Source organism: Sphingomonas echinoides ATCC 14820 (assembly GCF_000241465.1).
GTDB lineage: Bacteria > Pseudomonadota > Alphaproteobacteria > Sphingomonadales > Sphingomonadaceae > Sphingomonas > Sphingomonas echinoides.
Map to the genome: position 1 here is coordinate 3,641,194 of NZ_JH584235.1, position 16,954 is coordinate 3,658,147.

15 protein-coding genes are annotated in these 16,954 nt (G+C 66.6%); 10 read left to right on the forward strand and 5 right to left on the reverse strand.

Going from position 1 to position 16,954, the window contains the following annotated elements:
• The first annotated feature begins 196 nt into the window (after positions 1–196).
• Together ON00_RS16865 and ON00_RS16870 are read left to right on the forward strand one after the other, a co-directional pair.
• A complete protein-coding gene (locus ON00_RS16865) occupies positions 197–802 on the forward strand; it encodes an ABC transporter substrate-binding protein (RefSeq protein WP_010407826.1) in 606 nt (201 codons plus the stop codon).
• Positions 803–807: 5 nt separating this feature from the next.
• On the forward strand, positions 808–1,794 hold the full coding sequence (locus ON00_RS16870) for an MlaA family lipoprotein (RefSeq protein ID WP_010407828.1): 987 nt from the start codon (positions 808–810) through the stop codon (positions 1,792–1,794).
• On the opposite strand, the gene hpnN is transcribed toward ON00_RS16870, so the two are convergent.
• The 3 genes from hpnN to ON00_RS16885 all read right to left on the reverse strand — a co-directional run bounded on the left by hpnN (position 1,791) and on the right by ON00_RS16885 (position 5,749).
• Positions 1,791–4,385: a hopanoid transporter HpnN gene (gene hpnN / locus ON00_RS16875; protein ID WP_010407830.1), complete on the reverse strand. Its 2,595-nt coding sequence runs from the start codon at positions 4,383–4,385 to the stop codon at positions 1,791–1,793. The genes ON00_RS16870 and hpnN overlap by 4 nt on opposite strands.
• Positions 4,382–4,855, reverse strand: coding sequence for a DUF2141 domain-containing protein (locus ON00_RS16880; RefSeq protein WP_010407832.1), 474 nt, complete (start codon positions 4,853–4,855; stop codon positions 4,382–4,384). The genes hpnN and ON00_RS16880 overlap by 4 nt, the downstream gene beginning before the upstream one ends.
• Positions 4,856–4,948: 93 nt before the next feature.
• Positions 4,949–5,749 carry a DUF7847 domain-containing protein gene (locus ON00_RS16885; protein WP_010407835.1) on the reverse strand — a complete coding sequence of 267 codons (801 nt, stop codon included), beginning with the start codon at positions 5,747–5,749 and terminating at the stop codon, positions 4,949–4,951.
• Positions 5,750–5,883: 134 nt separating this feature from the next.
• Here ON00_RS16885 and ON00_RS16890 point away from each other — a divergent pair, with 134 nt between their 5' ends.
• The 7 genes from ON00_RS16890 to ON00_RS16920 all read left to right on the forward strand — a co-directional run bounded on the left by ON00_RS16890 (position 5,884) and on the right by ON00_RS16920 (position 13,656).
• On the forward strand, positions 5,884–6,597 hold the full coding sequence (locus tag ON00_RS16890; RefSeq protein ID WP_211207139.1) for a DUF4129 domain-containing protein: 714 nt from the start codon (positions 5,884–5,886) through the stop codon (positions 6,595–6,597).
• Positions 6,594–7,808, forward strand: coding sequence for a hypothetical protein (locus tag ON00_RS16895; protein ID WP_010407839.1), 1,215 nt, complete (start codon positions 6,594–6,596; stop codon positions 7,806–7,808). The genes ON00_RS16890 and ON00_RS16895 overlap by 4 nt, the downstream gene beginning before the upstream one ends.
• Positions 7,790–8,776: an AAA family ATPase gene (locus ON00_RS16900; RefSeq protein WP_050810935.1), complete on the forward strand. Its 987-nt coding sequence runs from the start codon at positions 7,790–7,792 to the stop codon at positions 8,774–8,776. The genes ON00_RS16895 and ON00_RS16900 overlap by 19 nt, the downstream gene beginning before the upstream one ends.
• The gene (locus tag ON00_RS16905) at positions 8,773–10,083 is read left to right on the forward strand and encodes a DUF58 domain-containing protein (protein ID WP_010407843.1); all 1,311 of its coding nucleotides are present in this window, start codon (positions 8,773–8,775) and stop codon (positions 10,081–10,083) included. The genes ON00_RS16900 and ON00_RS16905 overlap by 4 nt, the downstream gene beginning before the upstream one ends.
• Positions 10,080–11,126, forward strand: coding sequence for a stage II sporulation protein M (locus ON00_RS16910; protein ID WP_010407846.1), 1,047 nt, complete (start codon positions 10,080–10,082; stop codon positions 11,124–11,126). The genes ON00_RS16905 and ON00_RS16910 overlap by 4 nt, the downstream gene beginning before the upstream one ends.
• Positions 11,107–11,973 carry an RDD family protein gene (locus ON00_RS16915; protein ID WP_010407849.1) on the forward strand — a complete coding sequence of 289 codons (867 nt, stop codon included), beginning with the start codon at positions 11,107–11,109 and terminating at the stop codon, positions 11,971–11,973. Before ON00_RS16910 ends, ON00_RS16915 begins: the two co-directional genes overlap by 20 nt.
• A gap of 84 nt (positions 11,974–12,057) precedes the next feature.
• A complete protein-coding gene (locus ON00_RS16920; RefSeq protein WP_010407851.1) occupies positions 12,058–13,656 on the forward strand; it encodes an FAD-binding protein in 1,599 nt (532 codons plus the stop codon).
• On the opposite strand, the gene ON00_RS16925 is transcribed toward ON00_RS16920, so the two are convergent.
• Positions 13,584–14,132 carry a tetratricopeptide repeat protein gene (locus ON00_RS16925; RefSeq protein ID WP_010407852.1) on the reverse strand — a complete coding sequence of 183 codons (549 nt, stop codon included), beginning with the start codon at positions 14,130–14,132 and terminating at the stop codon, positions 13,584–13,586. The genes ON00_RS16920 and ON00_RS16925 overlap by 73 nt on opposite strands.
• Before the next feature lie 132 nt (positions 14,133–14,264).
• Positions 14,265–15,389, reverse strand: coding sequence for a hypothetical protein (locus ON00_RS19950; RefSeq protein WP_010407855.1), 1,125 nt, complete (start codon positions 15,387–15,389; stop codon positions 14,265–14,267).
• A 137-nt stretch (positions 15,390–15,526) separates the two neighbouring features.
• Here ON00_RS19950 and ON00_RS16935 point away from each other — a divergent pair, with 137 nt between their 5' ends.
• Complete coding sequence (locus tag ON00_RS16935) at positions 15,527–16,879, forward strand: patatin-like phospholipase family protein (protein WP_010407858.1); 1,353 nt, start codon at positions 15,527–15,529, stop codon at positions 16,877–16,879.
• The last annotated feature ends 75 nt before the right edge of the window (positions 16,880–16,954 follow it).

Consider the following 16,954-nt stretch of genomic DNA (forward strand, 5'->3'; position numbering starts at 1 on the left):
CGGTCGCTTATTCTAGCCGCGTCGCAGCATAAAGAAAGCGGGAAAACCTCTATCCTCGTGCAGATGGCGATGGCGATGGTACCCGATCGCCCCGAAAGCGTTCATCGGCGCTACAGCGGTTTGTGCTAGGGCCGCTGCGGTGATAACGGCCAACCACTATTTGGGGCATCGCCAAATGTCCCACCAGGAGCTCTTGATGACTTTCTCCCTGCGATATGTCGTGCCGATGGCGGCATTGTGCAGCGCGGTTCCGCTTGCCGCGCAAGCGACCGATCCTGCGCGTGCCCCCATTCAGACGCTGAACGATGGTTTGCTGACGATCATGAAGGGCGGCAGCACGCTTGGCACCAAGGGCCGAATCGCGCGGATCGGCCCGGTGGTCGACCAGACCTTCGATATCGGCCTGATCACGCGGCTGTCGGTCGGGCCCGATTGGGTGAAGGTGGCACCGGGCGACCAGGCCACGTTGGTGTCGGCGATGCGCCGGATGACGGTTGCCCAATATGCCTCGAACTTCAGCAGCTATGACGGGGAGAGCTTCAGCATCGACCCCCGCATCGAGACGCGCGGCACCGACAAATTGGTGCGCACGACGCTGACCGCGCCGAAGGGCGACACCGTTCCGATCGGCTACCGTTTGCGCCAGAGCGGCGGCAGCTGGAAGATCGTCGATGTCTATTACAAGAATGCGATCAGCCAGTTGGCAACGCGCCGCGCCGATTTTGCGAGCGTGTTTGCCAAGGGCGGTGCCAAAGCCTTGATTGCGCACCTTGACGATCTGGCCGCCAAGGGCGGGCGCTAAGTCGAGTGACGATTCGATCGACGAGCAGCGTGCTGGCGGTGGCAATCGCGCTGCTCGCCGCCCCCGTGGCGGCGCAGCAACCGGCGGCGGCCCCGTCGGCGACGCGTGTCGAGGCGGCTCCGGTCGCCGTGTCGCTCGCCCCCGCCATGGTCGGGCAAACCCCCAGGGTGCACCGCCACCATGCCAAGGGCGATTCGCTCGAAGGCTTCAACCGGGTGATGTTCTCGATCCATCAATTTCTCGACCGGATTTTCCTGCGTCCGGTGTCGATGGCGTATAAGAAAATCGTGCCCAAGGTGGTGCGCACCGGCATCCGCCACGTTTTTTCCAATGTCGGCGAGCCGCTCGTTTTCGCCAACGATGTGCTGCAGTTGAAGCCGAAGCGCGCGCTCAAGACGCTGGCGCGTTTCGGCGTCAACTCGACCATCGGGATTGGCGGTTTGCTTGATGTCGCCAAGACGTCCGATTTCAACTTGCCGCATCATGACAACAGCTTTGGCAACACGCTCGGCCGTTACGGGGTGGGGCCGGGGCCGTATATCTTCCTGCCGCTGGTTGGCCCCAATACGCTGCGCGACTTTGGGGCCGGCGTGGGCGAGGGCGCGGTGCTGCCGCTGACCATCGGCACGCCGTTCGATCGCGCCGAATATCAGGCCGCCCAGGCCGGGCTCAGCGGGATCGATCTCCGCGCCGAATCCGATGGCGAGTTGAAGGCGCTGCTGGGCGGCGCGGTCGACCCCTATGCGACCTTGCGCTCCGCCTTTTTGCAGGACCGTGCGGCGACCGTTGCGGAGCTGCGCCATGGCAGCAAGCAAACGGGCAGCCCGCTTGACGATCCTTTGAGCGATCCTGCGGCGGCCGAGCCCACGCCCGCGGCGTCGCAGGGGGCGGCAAAGCCTGCGGCCGACGATCTTCCCGCCGATCCCGCTCCGCCCGCTGACCAAAAACCGGCCACCCCTAGCGCGCCCGCGCCGGTAAGCCCCGCGCCCTAAGCCTTTTTCGCGCGCGGCGGGCCGAGCAGAGCCGGTTCGAAGATCAAGGCGCAGACCAGGGTCCAGGCGAGCGAGATCATCAGGATCTTGCCCATGCTCGCGGTGCCCGGATGGTGCGACAGCCACAGGCTGCCGAATGCGCTGCCCGTGGCGAGCGCGCTGAACAGCACCGCGCGCGCGAGGCTCGATTGCAGCAGATCGGTTGCGCCCCCGCGCCACGCCATCACGAAATAGATGTGGAAGGCGACGCCCACCCCGAACAGCAAGGGGAAGGCGATGATGTTGGCGAAGTTGATCGGCTGCCCGATCAGCACGCAACTGCCGAGCGTCAGGAAGCCCGAAAGGACGACGGGGGCGAGCGTAAACGCCACCTCCTTCACGTCGCGCAGCACCAGGAAGAGCAGGCCACTGACCAAGGCGAGCGCGAGCACCCCCGCCTCGACAAACGCCCAGGCGACGGTTCCCGCTGCCTCCTGCGTTGCCACAGGCAATCCGCTGGCATCGGGTGCGACGGCGCGCACCGCCTTGGTGAAGCGGCGCAGCACGGCGTTATTGTTGCTGTCGCCCTTCGGGAACACCTGCACGAGGGCGCGGCCGTCCTTGGCGATCCAGTTCCCGGCAATTTCGGGCGGCAGCGTGGCGCGCGTCACCGCTTCGGCCTGCAACGTCGCGCGGATCTGGCCCAGCATCGTGTCGAGCGGGGTTACCAGCAGTGTCGTCGCGCGGGCGCGGTCCTGCGGCGTGCCGCTTGCGAGGCGCGAGAAGGCGGTGGCGAGACGCCGTGCGCTATCAGCGGCGGGGCCGGGATGACTGATCGCGGTCGCCCGCAATTCGGCAGCGGTGCGCGCCAGCGCGGCAGCGGAGTCGGCATCGCTGGGCGGCGGGGTCAGGTCGAATGGATTGATCGTCGCATCGAGCAGCAGCGAGGCATCCTGCACTAAAGCGAGCTTGGTCTCCTGGTCGGCGGGGACGAAGCTGTCGACCGACACCGCCTCCGCCACTTCGGGAAGCGCGGCCAGTTTCGCGGTCAACGCCGTGGCGGCGTCAGCATTGGGGGCGAGCAGGTTGATCGTATTGGGCGTGCGCAACGGGTCGCGCATCAGATCGCTCAGCGCGCGCATCGCCGGGCCGTCTTTGGCGCGCAGATGGAGCGGGTTGAAGTCGAACTGGACGAACGGCAGCAAGGCAATGCTGCCCGCCATCGACAGGCCGAACGCCCACAACACCGTCTTGCGGTGGCTGTGCAGCCAGCGATCGACCGGGGCCGCCTCGGCAAAGCCGACTTCGCGGCGTGGCACACCCGGCTTGAGCAGCATCAGCATCGCGGGCAGCAGCGTGACGCTGGCTACCAGCGCGACGATCATCCCGAGCCCGGCAATGATGCCAAGTTCGGCAATGCCGATATAATCGGTCGGCAGGAACGCGCCAAAGCCGAGGAACACCGCGCCGGCCGCCAGCGCCAGCGGCGCGCTGAGCGCCACCGCCGCGCGTTGCAGCGCGGAACCCGTATCGGCCCCGTCGAGCCGTTCGGCATTGAAACGCACCGCGATCTGGATGCCGAAATCGACGCCGAGCCCGACGAACAGCGGAATGAACGCAACCGAGATTAGGTTGAGCGCGCCGACCGCGAGCAGCCCGAGTGCGGTCGTCACCACCAGCCCGGCAACGATCGTCACCACAATTCCCGCGACGATCTTCGCCGAGCGGGTGGCGAACCACAAAGTGATCAACATTGCGGCGGCCATTACCAGCCCGACAAAGCCGATATTCTCCTCCAGCGTGGCGAATTCCTCGTCGGCCAGCGGCACTTCGCCGGTGGTGCGCACGGTCACGCCATGCGCCTGGTCGAGGCCGAGCTTCGCCGCCTGTGCCTGGATCGCGGCAACGGCATCCTCACCGGGCTGGAGCGCGCCATAATCGAGCTTGGGCTGCGCGAGGATCAGGCGGCGCAGCGGCGGCGCGGCCCCCGCGCCGGGCTCGGCAAAGAGCTGCTGCCACGAGAAATACGCGGGCTTGCCCGCCGCCGAAGTTTCCAGCGCGGCCGCCATCGTCCGCATCGGGCGGTCGATCCGCGAGAGCGGCACGTCGCCATTGCCGACACCGGTCAGCATCGTCGAGAACGCGCCGGCGATGCCGCGTAGCGATGGATCGCTGGCGAGCGGACCGAGCAAAGGCTGCGCGTCGATCAAGGCCTTGGTGGACGCTTTTACCGACGCGGTCGAGCCGAACAGCAGCCCCTCGCGATCGAAGAACGCGCCGCCATCGGGGCGCTGGACGGTGCGGAAATGGCGGGTGTCTTCGGCGAGTGCGGCAGACAATTTCGCGGTGGCGGCTTCGGCCAGTTCGGGCGTCTTGCCATCGACGATCACCAGCAGCACGTCGGACAGTTGCGGGAAGGCGGTCTCGACCGCTTTCTCATTCTGCCGCCACGCGATCTTGGGGGAGATCAGCGCGGCGGTGTCGGTCGTCATCGCGAAATGGCTGGCGGCATAAAGCGCCGCGGCCGCGACCAGCGCGAGGCACATCGCAAGCACTGCGAACGGCCGCTTGACGCCAAGCGCGACGAGTTGCTCGATGCGGTGCGCAATCACTGCTTGGGCGCGTCCGGGCCCGTGAAATAACGCAATTTCAGGCGGATCGTCTGTTCCTGCCCGTCATAGTCGAACACCGCTTCCTCCCATTTGGGTGGGGCCAGGCGGATCTTGGCATCGTTGGAGAAGCCGACGCCTTCCTTGGGAATGCCGAACAGCGCGCGGTCGATCTTGCCATTGCCATTCTGGTCGTAAAACACCTGCGCGGCATAGCGGCCGGGCTTCAGGCCGGTCAGCGTCACTGTCGTCTGCCCGATCCGCGCCGGGGCATCGGCTGAGGTCGGGCAATCCTTCAGAAACTGCGCCTGCGTGCACAGATCGACATGCACGCGCCCGGTGCGGGCGCGGACATTGTCGACCGCGACATGCAGCACGCCGCTGGGCGCGCCTGCGCCAAGCGCGAGCATGGCAAAAGGAAATAGCGCAAGCCGCGACCAAAGCGGATGCAGGGCGGAGAGGAAGCGATTCATGGCGGGGCCCTTAGACCAGATCAGGGCCGGATTGGAACCACCGGCCAACGCCGCGTGCTAAGACGATTCACGGTGAACGCGCGCTGAAGCGCCTTAGCCGAAGATATCGGTCAGCGCTTCCGCCGCCGGCCCGTCTTTCCAGTTGCGCAGTTCGACATAGAGCGAGGTCTGGATCGTCGAGATAATCGTGATCACCAGCGTGGACGATACCGCGCTGACGGCAATAAGCCCGATCGACAGGCCGCCCTGGCCCTGCGCGGCATTGGCAAAGTTCTGGAAGCCGATCAGCGCGAGGAAGAGCACGCCGACCACCGCCGAAATGATCCAGTAGATCACCAGCACGACCAGTTCGAGCGCGAAGATGTTCCAGCGCGCGCCCTTGGTCAGCGCGGCGCTGCGTCCGAAGGCACCGAAAATGCCCGAATTTTCCTCGACCAAGGCCGGGGTGGCGACCGACAATATCACGTAAAGGATGATGCCCGGCACGATCAGCAAGGCCAGCCCGAAGATCACGATCAGCCCGAGCAAGATCGCCAACCCGAAGAGCGGCAGGATTTTGCGCAATCCGGCAAGCGCGGATTCGGCGAAGCTGACGGGGTGCCCGTCGCTATAGGCCACGGTTGCCCGTACCAGCGCGCCTTGCGCCAGAAAGTTGAAAGCCAGTGTCAACAGCGCCACGCCCGCTGTCAGCAGGAGCGCGGTGGAACTGAACGGCAGCGTCTGTGTTGCCCGTGGGCTTTGCAGGAGAGCCTTGAGCACAACGCTCGGCAACGCTCCGAACAGAAACGAAATGCCAAACATTGTCAGCGGATTGGCACCGATTGTTGCAAAGGCGCGGTTGAAAACCCGGCCAATCGACATGCGACGGTCCGATGCTGCTGCGATAGTCGCCATGTCTGCGTATCCCCCGACCCTAGACCGTTGTCAGGGTGGCGGATGCGATCCGCTTCGTCCAGCGCAATTTGCCGATTGCGCGACGGAAGAGTTGGTTTAGTTTGAGGGGGGTAGCGACCCATGCTGCCGGGGGAATGACAGTGAGCGGGGGGACATCGCAGCAGGTGGCGACCGCTACCGACCGTTTCGCTGCGGCCCATGCGGCGCTGAAGGCGGATTCGACGATTCAGTTCACGCTGCTCCCCGCGCCGCCGCCGCCCGAGCCGCCCTTATGGTTGATTCAATTTGGCAAATGGCTGCAGCATGTGCTTGCCCCGATTGGACGTTTTTTCGCTTGGCTGGACGGGCTCTTTCCCAACTGGCCTTATGCCAAGATCTTCTTATGGACGGTGTTGGCGGTCGCTGTGGCGGCGGTGCTGTGGGCGGCCTATCAGCGCATCCGCTACGGCGAATGGCGCTTGCCGCGCTTTCGCCGCGCCCGTCCGTCGGCGATCATGCCCGACGACGAAGCAGGGTGGGAGCCGGACGCGGCCCCGGTGCGCGAATGGCTGCGCGAGGCCGATGCACTGGCGGCGGCGGGGCGCTATGCCGAGGCGGTGCATCATTTGCTGTTCCGCTCGATCGACGACATCGCCCGGCGTCGCCCGCAATTGGTGCGCCCTGCGCTGACCAGCCGCGAACTCAGCGCGTCCGACGCGATTCCGCCATCGGCGCGCGGTCTGTTTGCGGGGATTGCGCGCCTGGTCGAGCGTAGCCTGTTCGGGGGACGCCCGGTTGCCGCCGATGACTGGCAAAGCGCGCGCGCGGCCTATGCCGATTTCGCGCTGCCCCGGACGTGGCGCGGATGAGCGACATCGCGATCGGCACTGCAGGGGCGACCTCGGGCGGCTTCTCTGTGCGCACCGTCGGCATCATCGTGGGCGCGGGGATTGCCTTGTTCCTCGGCATGCTGGTGCTCGGGGCCTATGCGCCCGATTTGCGCTCGGGCCGCAATGGCGGGGCGCACGCGCTGTCGAATGCGGCGACGGGGTTCAGCGGCATCGTGCAACTGGCGCAGGCGACCGGGCGGGGTGCCCAGATCGTGCGCGACGTTCGTGCGCTGGATACCGAGGATCTGGTGGTGCTGACGCCGGAGACCGGACGCACCGATATGAGCAAGGTGATCGAGCAGCGCGCGCTCAAGCCGACGCTGGTGATCCTGCCCAAATGGCGCACCGTCGCCGATACCGAGCATTCGGGGTGGGTGCGCTATCGCGGGCTGCAGCCGACGTTCGAGCCCGAGGGTGTGCTCGCCCCCAAGAATGACCTGAAGATCGCGCGCCATCCGAGCGGTGGGCGGCCCCTGGTCGGCCTGTCCTGGATGCCCGCCGACCTGCACTTTGCCGCGCCACGTCCGTTGCAGACGATGGCGGGGGCGGATCTGAAGCCGTTGATTACCGATGATCAGGGCGGGATCGTGCTCGGCCAGATTGGCGAGCACCCGTTTTATGTGTTGGCGGACCCCGATTTACTGTCAAACATCGCGATGCGCGATGCCAAACAGGCGCGCTCGGCGCTGGCGTTGCTCGACTTTCTCAACGCGACGGGCGCGAAATCGGTGCTGTTCGACGTGACGCTGAACGGCTTTGGCCGGTCGCGGACGCCGCTCAAGCTGGCGTTCGAGCCGCCCTTCCTCGCGATGACGCTGGCGGTCGCGGCGGCGGTGCTGCTCGCCGGAATCCAGGCGACGGCGCGGTTCGGCGCGCCACGGCGGCGCGAGCGCGCGATTGCGTTCGGCAAGACCGCGCTGATCGACAATGCCGCAGCTTTGGTCCGCAAGGCCGGGCGGCAAGGTGCGTTGGGCACGCGCTATGGCGATCTGGTGCGCGAGCGCGCGGTGGGTGTGTTCGGGGTGCCCGCGCGGCTGCGCGATGGCGCGCTCGACGCGCATCTCGATGGCCTTACCGATCGCGCCCGTTTTTCGGATCTGGCGGAGCAGGCGCGCGCGGCGCGCGACCCGCGCGATATGCTTCAGGCGGCGCAGGCGCTGCATCGATGGTTATGGGAGAAGACACGGTGACGGGTGCAATCACGACAGTCGAGGACGTGGCGGCGCTGGCCCAGGCCATTCGCGGCGAGATCGGCAAGGCAGTGGTCGGGCAGGAACAGACGGTCGAGGTCCTGCTGGTCGGGTTGTTTGCGGGCGGGCATGTCCTGCTCGAAGGACCGCCGGGCACCGCCAAGACGCTGCTCGCGCGCAGTTTTGCGCGCGTCATCGGGCTCGATTTCGGGCGCATCCAGTTCACGCCTGATCTGATGCCGGGGGACATTATCGGGGCCAATCTGTTCAACTTCCAGACCAGCACCTTCACGCTGACGCGCGGGCCGATCTTTACCGATCTGCTGCTGGCCGACGAAATCAACCGCACCCCGCCCAAGACGCAGGCGGCGCTGCTCGAGGCGATGCAGGAGCGTACCGTGACGATCGACGGCGAAAGCCTGTCGCTCGGCGAGCGCTTCATGGTGGTGGCGACGCAGAACCCGATCGAGCAGCAGGGCGTCTATCCGTTGCCCGAGGCGCAGCTCGACCGGTTCCTGTTCAAACAGACCGTGGACTATCCGAGTGCCGCCGAGGAACGCCGCATCATCGCCACGCATGGCGCGCACGGCCATGCGATGGAGCCCGCCGAATGGGGCGTTGCGGCCATCGCCAATGCAGCCGCCATTGCCGAGGCGATCGCGGTGGTCGGGCAAGTGCGGCTGGTCGACGAGGTGATCGATTATATCACCGCGCTGATCCGCGGCACGCGCGGGGTCGCCGATCTGCAAAGCGGCGCGAGCCCGCGGGCTGGCGCGATGCTGGCAGGTGCTGCGCGCGCCCGCGCGGCCATTGACGGGCGCGATTTCGTGATCCCTGACGATGTGAAGGCGCTGGCCCCGGCGCTGCTGCGCCACCGTTTGATCCTGTCGCCCGCCGCCGAAATCGATGGCCGCGCGATCGAGGATGTCGTCACCAGCATCATCGAAACGATCGAAGCGCCGCGGTGATCTACCCGACGCGCACGGCGGTGCTGGCGGCGGCGGCGGGGGCACCGGTCGCCTTGCTGGTGGCGGTGGCGATGCCCGGGCGCTGGTTCGTCGGGCTCGCCTGGCCGATCGCCATATTGGTGATGACCGCCGTCGATGCGCTGGCCGGGCGGCGCGCGGGCACCGCCAAGATCAGCGTGCCGCCGAGCGCCTCGGTCGGCGCGACCGTGGAAGCGGTGGTCAGCGTCGCCCTCGACGGGGCGCGGGCACCCGGGAGTGCCGAAGTCGCGCTTGCGCCAGGGCCATTGGTGACGCTGGAAAATGACGGGCGGATGTGGATCGCGCTTCGGGGCGGTCGCGGCGCGGCGGTCCTGCCGCTGGCGACGGTGCGGCGCGGGACGGCGCGGTTCGAGCAGATCTGGCTGCGCTGGCGCGGGCCGTTCGGCCTGGCGTGGCAGCAGCGCGTCATTCCCACGACGGCGACCTTGCCGATTCTGCCCGACATCCGCCCGCTGCACGATCGCGGCGCGCAGATGTTCCAGCGACACGCGCTGCAGGGCCTGATCGCGCAGATCGAGCGCGGGGATGGGGCCGATTTCGAGGCGCTGGTCGAGTTTCGCGCCGGCATGGACCGTCGCGCGATCGACTGGAAGCAATCGGCGCGGCAGACCAAGCTCCACGCCAAGGAATATCGCACCGAGCGCAACAACCAGATCGTGTTCGCGGTCGATGCTGGGCGGCAGATGTGCGAGCCGGTCGCCGGGCTGCCGCGCATCGATCGCGCGGTCTCGGCGATGTTGCTGACCGCATGGATCGCGCTGAAGCTCGGCGACCGCGTCGCGCTGCACGCGTTCGATTCGCGCCCGCGCATCGCCAGCGGGGTGGTGTCGGGGATGCCCGCCTTTGCCAATTTGCAGCGGCTGGCGGCGGCGATCGACTATACGGCTGAGGAAACCAATTATACCTTTGCGCTCACCACGCTGGCGGCGCGGCTGACGCGGCGCTCGATGATCGTGCTGTTCACCGAATTTACCGACCTGACCTCGGCCGATTTCATGGTGCGCGCGGCGGCGCGGATCGTCAGCACGCATTTGCTGCTGGTCGTGGTGCTGCGCGAAGAGGAATTGGAGCGCATCGCCGATGCCGCGCCCGCCACCGCAGACGATGTGACGCGCGCGGTGACGGCGGCGGCGCTGCTGCGCGACCGCAAGCTGGTGCTCACCCGCTTGCAGCATCTGGGGGTGCATGTGATCGAAGCCGAGCATGATCGCGTCGGCGAGCGACTGGTCGCGGGTTATGTCGATTTGAAGCGGAGGAACCTGCTGTGACCGACACCGCCCCCGCCGCTGTTTCCGCATTCGCGCCGCCGCAACCGGTGCTGGTCAATGCCAGCCGCTTTCGCGCCGCCCATGCCGCCGATTGGGAGCGGCTGGAGTATCTCGTTTCGCGGATCGAGCGCCGCTCGGTGCGCGCGCTGCAGGATGAGGATTTGCTGGCGCTGCCCTTGCTGTATCGCTCGGCGCTGTCGTCGCTGGCGGTCGCGCGCGAGACCTCGCTTGATCGCGCGCTCATCGTCTATCTCGAACAGCTTTGCACGCGTGCCTATTTCCAGCTTTATGGCGTGCCGAGTTCGGCGCTGAGCCAATTGGGGCGCTTTTTCCGCTCGGCCTGGCCCACTGCGGTCCGTTCGATCTGGCGCGAGACGCTCGTCGCTTTCCTGCTGACGGTCGCGGCGGCTGTGGTCGGCTATGTGCTGGTGCGCGGCGATCCGAGCTGGTTCTTCGGCATTGTCGGCGATGGCATGGCGCAAGGGCGCGACCCGTCCGCCTCGGCCGAAAGCCTGCGCCAGACGCTGTATGACACCAAGGGGCAGGATGCGCTGGCGACCTTTGCCGCCTTCCTGTTCACGCACAATGCGCAAATCGCGATCTTCGCCTTTGCGCTGGGCTTTGCCTTTGGCGTGCCGACGGTGTTGCTGATTGTCTATAACGGCCTGACATTGGGTGCGTTTCTCGCGGTGTTCGCGCCCAAGGGGCTGGGCTTCGGCTTCGTTGGCTGGATCATGATCCACGGCACCACCGAAATGTTCGCGATCATCCTGTCGGGGGCGGCGGGGTTCCGCATCGGCACTGCGATCGCCTTTCCCGGACGCCAGGCGCGGATGGATGCGGCGGTTACCGCGGGCAAGACTGGCGCGACGGTGATGGCGGGCACGGTGGTGATGCTGGCGGTGGCCGGGGTGCTCGAAGGGATCGGGCGGCAGACGGTCACCGCAGACTTGTCGCGCTACGCAATCGGTCTGGCGATGCTGGTTGGGTGGCTGCTCTATTTCTATTTGCCGAGGGGCCGCCATGGCGTTGTTCCGGCGTAATCGGTCGCGCCGAGCGACCGGGCCGCAATCGTTGCGGCGCAGCTTTGTCACGCCCGAAGGAGTCGATCTGCAGATCGAGCTGGGCGGGGCAGGGGTGCGCGCCGCCGCCTTCATGGTCGATGCGGTGTCGATGTTGGTCCTGCTGATCGTGGTGACGATCGCGATCGCGCTGCTGTTTGTCGCGAGCAAGCAGAGCGCGTTGGCGATCCTCTGGCTGCTCGGCTTCTTCGTGCTGCGCAATGGCTGGTTCGTGTTGTTCGAAATGGGCGGGCGCGGCGCGACTCCGGGCAAGCGGTTGATGGGCCTGCGCGTCGTCGCGCGCGATGGCGCGCGGCTCACCGGCGGCGCGGTGATCGCGCGCAACGCGATGCGCGAGATTGAGGTGTTCCTGCCGCTCACGTTCCTGATGTCGCAAGCGGTGCAGGGGTTGGCGGACAGTTTCGTGACGATCTTCTCGCTCGGGTGGAGCGGCATTTTCCTGTTCTTCCCACTCTTCAACCGCGATCGCTTGCGCATCGGCGATTTGCTCGCGGGCACCTGGGTGGTGCGCACGGTGCGCGGCGAACTGGGCGCGGACCTAGTTCGCGCGACCGAACGCCCGCGCCGCATCTTCACCGAAGCCGCGCTTGATCTGTATGGAGTGTACGAGCTCCAGACGCTGGAGGATGTGCTGCGCAGTGGGCGTGACGATGCCATCGCCACCGTCGCCGCTGCGATCCGGCGCAAGGCGGGCTTGCCCGACGATCACGACGATCGCGGCTTTCTCGACGATTATTACGCCGCCTTGTGCGGGCGGCTTGAACGCGGGCTGCTGGTCGGGCGGCGGCGCGCGGATAAATTCGCGTGATCGGCGGCGGCACTTCCTGTTTTTCACGCGATTCGGACAGGCGTGCGGCACGACACGCGCACCTTAGTGTTCGGAGGAAAGCGCGTGCCCTCTCTGTCTTGGTCCACCACGCCGCATTGGCGCAATTACCACCATACGCAGGATCGGCTGCAGGTCGAAACCGCCGCCTTGGTTCCGGGCCCGGGGCCAAGCGACGCGATTTCGGCGTTGCGCAAAACCGCCGAATTGTTGGGCGCGGTGCTGGCGCATGCGGCGCAGAAGCGCGCACCGGTCAATGTGCTGGGCTCGGCCTGGTCGTTCAGCGATATCACCAAGGGGCCGGGCGGCCTCGCGCAGACCACGCTGGCGCAACATGTCTGGCGCGTCGACCCGGCCGATCTGGGGGCGGCGGCGGTCAATCGCGATCGCATGGTGCTGGTGCACGCGGGCACGACGATCCACGAGCTCAATGCGTTTCTGGAACCGTCGCTCTCGCTGGCGACGTCGGGCGCGCATGACGGGCAGACGGTGGGCGGGATGCTGGGCACCGGCGTGCACGGGTCCGCGCTCAGCTATGGTGGTTTTCAGAACCACGTTCGCGGCGTGCATATCGTGACCGGGCCGGGCGAATCATGGTGGATCGAGCGCGGTCCGGTGCCGTGGCTGGCCGCAGCATCGGCGCGGACGCTGGCCAATCATGTCGTGCTCGAAGCCGATCTGTTCGACGCGACGCTGGTCCATCTTGGCGGGCTTGGCATCGTCAACGCCGTCCTGCTCGAGGCGGTGCCGGGCTTCGTGGTCGATCTCGTGCGGGTGAAGCACCCGCTCACCCCCGCCGCGATCGGCCAGTTGCAGGCCGGCGATTATGCGGGCTTCGCGCGCGAAGTATGGCCGCCAAGCCGCGACACGCCGTATTATATTGAGGTCATTCTGGACCCATTTCACCCGTATGCCGGCTATCGCGGCGATGCCCACAATGCGATGGTGACGCTGTTCTACAAACGCGAGCCGAACCGTGCGGTTGCTCGGTTGGCGACCTTGCCCGATGTGCCGCACGAACCGACGCATGAGCCGCTCAACCTGCTGGGCCGCGCGCTGGCGGCGCAACCCGAACAGGATTTGCTGCTGCCCTTGCCGCAGGCGGTGGCGTGGCTGGTCGCGCAGGAATTCAAGACCGAACCCGCGCCCGGCGTCGCCCCACGGCAATTGACCTGGGGCGGGGCTAACGGCCCGCATGTCCGCCAAAAGATCCTCGGCTGGGAAATCGAACTCTATAACGCCGCTTATGCGATCGAGCGGGCGCATTTGACCACGACGCTCAAAACCATGCTCGATGCGTTTCACACCCATGGCGGCGGGCACCAGGTGTTCACGCTGCGCTTCGTCACCAAGGCGGCCGGGCTGATGGCGTTCACGCGCTTCGATGATACGGTGGTGATCAACATGGACGGGCTGCGCACGCTCAACAGCGCCGACGCCGCCCGCTGCGTGGCCTTGGCGTTGGAGCGCGACGGGATCCCGTTCAGCCAGCATTGGGGCAAGCAGGGCGTCATCACCAGCACGCGCGTGATGCGCGATTTCGGGATGCCGACCGATTCCCGCTCACGCGCCGGGCGCTGGCGGGCCGCGCGTTACCGGCTGCTCTCGCCCGAAATGCGCGGGGTTTTGTGCAGCGATGCGTTGACCGCCTGGGGCTTGGCGTAACGCGCGAGCGTCGTATCGAGCAGGGCGCGCATCTTGGGATCGCGAATGGTCGCGTCGATGCTGCGGGTGCCGCCAAGCCCGCTCAGACGCGTAGCGAAGGGGGCCGCCTCTTGCTCTTCGCCATGGAGAGTAAAGGCCACAATCAGCGCCGCCAGGGTAACCGGGGCATAAGGGAGATATTGCACCGCCTCGCGCAGGGCGGCGCGTGCGCGCGCGACTTCGCCCTGCGCGAGCAGGCCAAGCCCAATCCCGGTCAGCGCTTGCGGTCGCACCGCCGAGCGCGGGTTCATCCGTAGCGCCTGTTCAAAGCGCGTGATCGCCCGCGCCGGGTTGGCCCGCGCGATATCGACCCAGCCGCCCCAGAACAGGCTGGCCCCCGAGGCCGGGTGAATGACCAGCGCGCGGTCGATCAATTGATCGGCAATGTCGATGTCGCCGCCAATGCCGACCAGCGTTCCCGCCGCATAGCCGAGCACGAACGGATCGTCGTCGCCATATCGCAGGCAATGTTCGTAATGGCCGAGTGCGGCGGCGTGCGTCGCGGCGGGGTCGTCGGTCCAGCCAAAGGCAAAGGTGACCGAATGGCAAAAGGCGGCAAGCGCGCTTGCCTAGGCGTTGTTTGGCTCCAGCACAAGGACTTGCCCCGCCAGCGCGATCGCTTCTGCCATCGGTGCGCGCTCCCATCGGCGAAACAGCGCGTTGGCGCGCCAATAGAGATGATAGGCGTCGGCGGTGGTCACGGGTTGCGCGGCGGCGCGTGTGCGTTCGGCGATTTCGACCGAGGAGTCGATCTGTTGCGCGACCGTCGCGGCGATTTCGGCCTGCACGTCGAACAGGGCGCGGAGCGAGGTGTCGAAGTGGCGCGCCCAGATCTGTTCGCGCACCACGCCGTCGGTCAGGCGCACCTGGATACGGATGGTGTCGCCCTCATGCCGCACGCTGCCTTCGAGCAGATAGCGCACGCCCAATTCGCGGCAGACCGGGCCGTGGTCCAGGGGGCGCTCCACACGCGGCCCGGCAAGCACCACGAACAGCGTCGAAAACCGGGAAAGCGCGTCCCCGATCTCGTCTGTAAAGGCGGCTGCAAGCGCGATATCGTCGGGGTCGCTGGAGCGCGTGTTGAACCCGATCACACCGACCGACGGTCTACGCGACGATGGAGCAAAGCCGGTAGCGGGGGCGGTCGTGGCGGGGGTTTGTTCGCCCTGTGCAGGTACCCCTGCGTCGGACAAGGCAATGCGTTCCCACGCTTGCACATGCACATGCTCGATCAGCGTGCGGACTTGCTGGCGCTGTTCGCGGAGCCAATCCTCGAAACCCTCCTCGCCGGGCAAATCGAGGCCCTCCAGCAATTCCCCGGGGTCGGCGAGCGCGGGCGTGCGCACATTGGTGACGTCGGTGTGGAGTTCGCGCACATCGACATCGATCCGCTCGAGGTCCAGCCGAACCTTGACCGAGTCTGCCGAGAGGAGCGGCGGCCCGTCGGTGCCATTGATGGCGATCCGCAAATTGGACAGTTCCCGGCGCAGGCTGGCGCGCGCCTGGTCGGGATCGCGGCCGCCCCACAATTGCGCTTGCAGCCAAGCGCGCGAGCGCTCGCCCGAGCGGGCCAGGGCGATCAAGGCGAGCAAGGCAATGCCCTTGCGGCTGGTGATCGGCAAGCGGGTGCCGTCGGGGGCGAACAGCCCGAATGCTCCGAGCAGCCGCAAGCGATGCCGCGTCCTGTTCTCCATAGCGCCGTTCCCCACGTCGCTCCGGCCGTTCGCCCCCGCGGCGGCTTTCACGTTTTTCGGACTCCAGTAAAACATCGTGCGCGGGTCGCGTCTATTGGCAAGTGCGAATTGGGTCCGAAACGATTTGGGGGCGTGCCATGCTGGGGTTTCGCGCGGGGCTGGTGGTGATCATGGCGCTGGCGCTCGGCGGGTGCGCCACGCGCGGCGCGCTGCGCATCGATTGTCCGAATTTTGCGAATTACATCGTCAAGATGCCGAAGTCGCGCCTGGTTGAGGACATTCAGGCGGATGCCGGGACCGGATCGCCGCGTGTGCAGGCGCTGGCGAGTGATCCACGGGCGCGCTTTTCTCTGGAGGCAAGCCTCGCGGCGGGCGCGCGCAGCGCGATGCGACCGAAAATGCTGCTTGCGCCCGAGGCGGCGATCGCCACCTCACCGGGGGACGCCGTGCTGCTGCTATCGGGCGGGGGGCAATGGGGGGCGTTTGGCGTCGGCTTTCTCGATCGGCTGCGCAGCGCCCATCCCGATCAATTCCCCCGCGCCCGCACGATTACCGGGGTCAGCACGGGCGGATTGCAGGCGCTGTTCCTGGCGGTTGGCACCGATCCGGCATTTGCCGCGCTGCGCCAGGCCTATGCGCCGCAAAGCGAGAGCGATATCGTCAACCGCAACCCGCAATGGCAAGCGGTCATTACCGGGTCGATCGCGGGGCTGGCTCCGCTGAAGCGCAAGGTGCTCGCGGCCTTGTGCGTCGATGGCAATCCGACAAAGGGCTGTCCGATGATCGACGCGCTCGCCTCCGATGCCAGCGCCGACGCCTTTATCGGCTTTGTCGATGCCGAAAGCGGCGACTTTTACTATGCGCCGATCAAGATGATGGCGCGCACCTTGCCCAAGGCCGAAGCGCAGCAATGCATTGCCGGGGCGGCGATTGCTTCGGCGGCGATGCCGGTGTTTTTTCAGCAGGTGAAGGTGGGCGACCGCGTTTATTATGACGGCGGCGTGCGGCAATCGGTGTTCGAAACGATGGTCGCGGCGCAGGCTTATGCCGAGGGCCGCGCGGCGGCGCTGATGGCGCAGTCGCAGGGCATGGCAACCCCGCCATCCCCGCCGATGCTCTATGTCGTGCGCAATGGGCCGACGGTGCTGACCGATGACGCTTCGCCGCAAAAAGGCGCGGACGCGCTGACCAATGCGCTCCGTGCCGAGGCGATTGTGGTCAACCAATTGGAAGTGCAGTCGATTGCCGATTTGCGACTGGCGGACCCGACCGGGCCAATCGGGTTGGTGACGGCTGACGGGTTCGATCGGCCGCCGGGATCGTGCGTCAAGGAACCCAAGGACGCGATGTTCTCGCCCAGCTTTATGGCGTGTCTGACCCGGTTTGGCGCGGCGCGTGCCGATCGGTCCCCGCCATGGCGGGCTCTGACCCGGATTGGCCCCGGCGCGGAGCCGACTGCCGTGCGCCTCAGCCCCTTGCCCGACCGATGACACATTTTGTTACAATTTCTCAATCTCGAAATTGACGCCAATTTGCAACGAAACTGTCACGGCTGATCCATAGCC

What these genes read in the sequence shown, in the direction of transcription:
- ON00_RS16865 (WP_010407826.1), top strand. Translation starts at nt 197, where the DNA reads ATGACTTTCTCCCTGCGATATGTCGTGCCGATGGCGGCATTGTGCAGC.
- ON00_RS19950 (WP_010407855.1), bottom strand. Translation starts at nt 15,389, where the DNA reads ATGGAGAACAGGACGCGGCATCGCTTGCGGCTGCTCGGAGCATTCGGG.
- ON00_RS16880 (WP_010407832.1), bottom strand. Translation starts at nt 4,855, where the DNA reads ATGAATCGCTTCCTCTCCGCCCTGCATCCGCTTTGGTCGCGGCTTGCG.
- ON00_RS16915 (WP_010407849.1), top strand. Translation starts at nt 11,107, where the DNA reads ATGGCGTTGTTCCGGCGTAATCGGTCGCGCCGAGCGACCGGGCCGCAA.
- ON00_RS16885 (WP_010407835.1), bottom strand. Translation starts at nt 5,749, where the DNA reads ATGGCGACTATCGCAGCAGCATCGGACCGTCGCATGTCGATTGGCCGG.
- ON00_RS16895 (WP_010407839.1), top strand. Translation starts at nt 6,594, where the DNA reads ATGAGCGACATCGCGATCGGCACTGCAGGGGCGACCTCGGGCGGCTTC.
- ON00_RS16935 (WP_010407858.1), top strand. Translation starts at nt 15,527, where the DNA reads ATGCTGGGGTTTCGCGCGGGGCTGGTGGTGATCATGGCGCTGGCGCTC.
- ON00_RS16890 (WP_211207139.1), top strand. Translation starts at nt 5,884, where the DNA reads ATGACAGTGAGCGGGGGGACATCGCAGCAGGTGGCGACCGCTACCGAC.
- ON00_RS16900 (WP_050810935.1), top strand. Translation starts at nt 7,790, where the DNA reads ATGGGAGAAGACACGGTGACGGGTGCAATCACGACAGTCGAGGACGTG.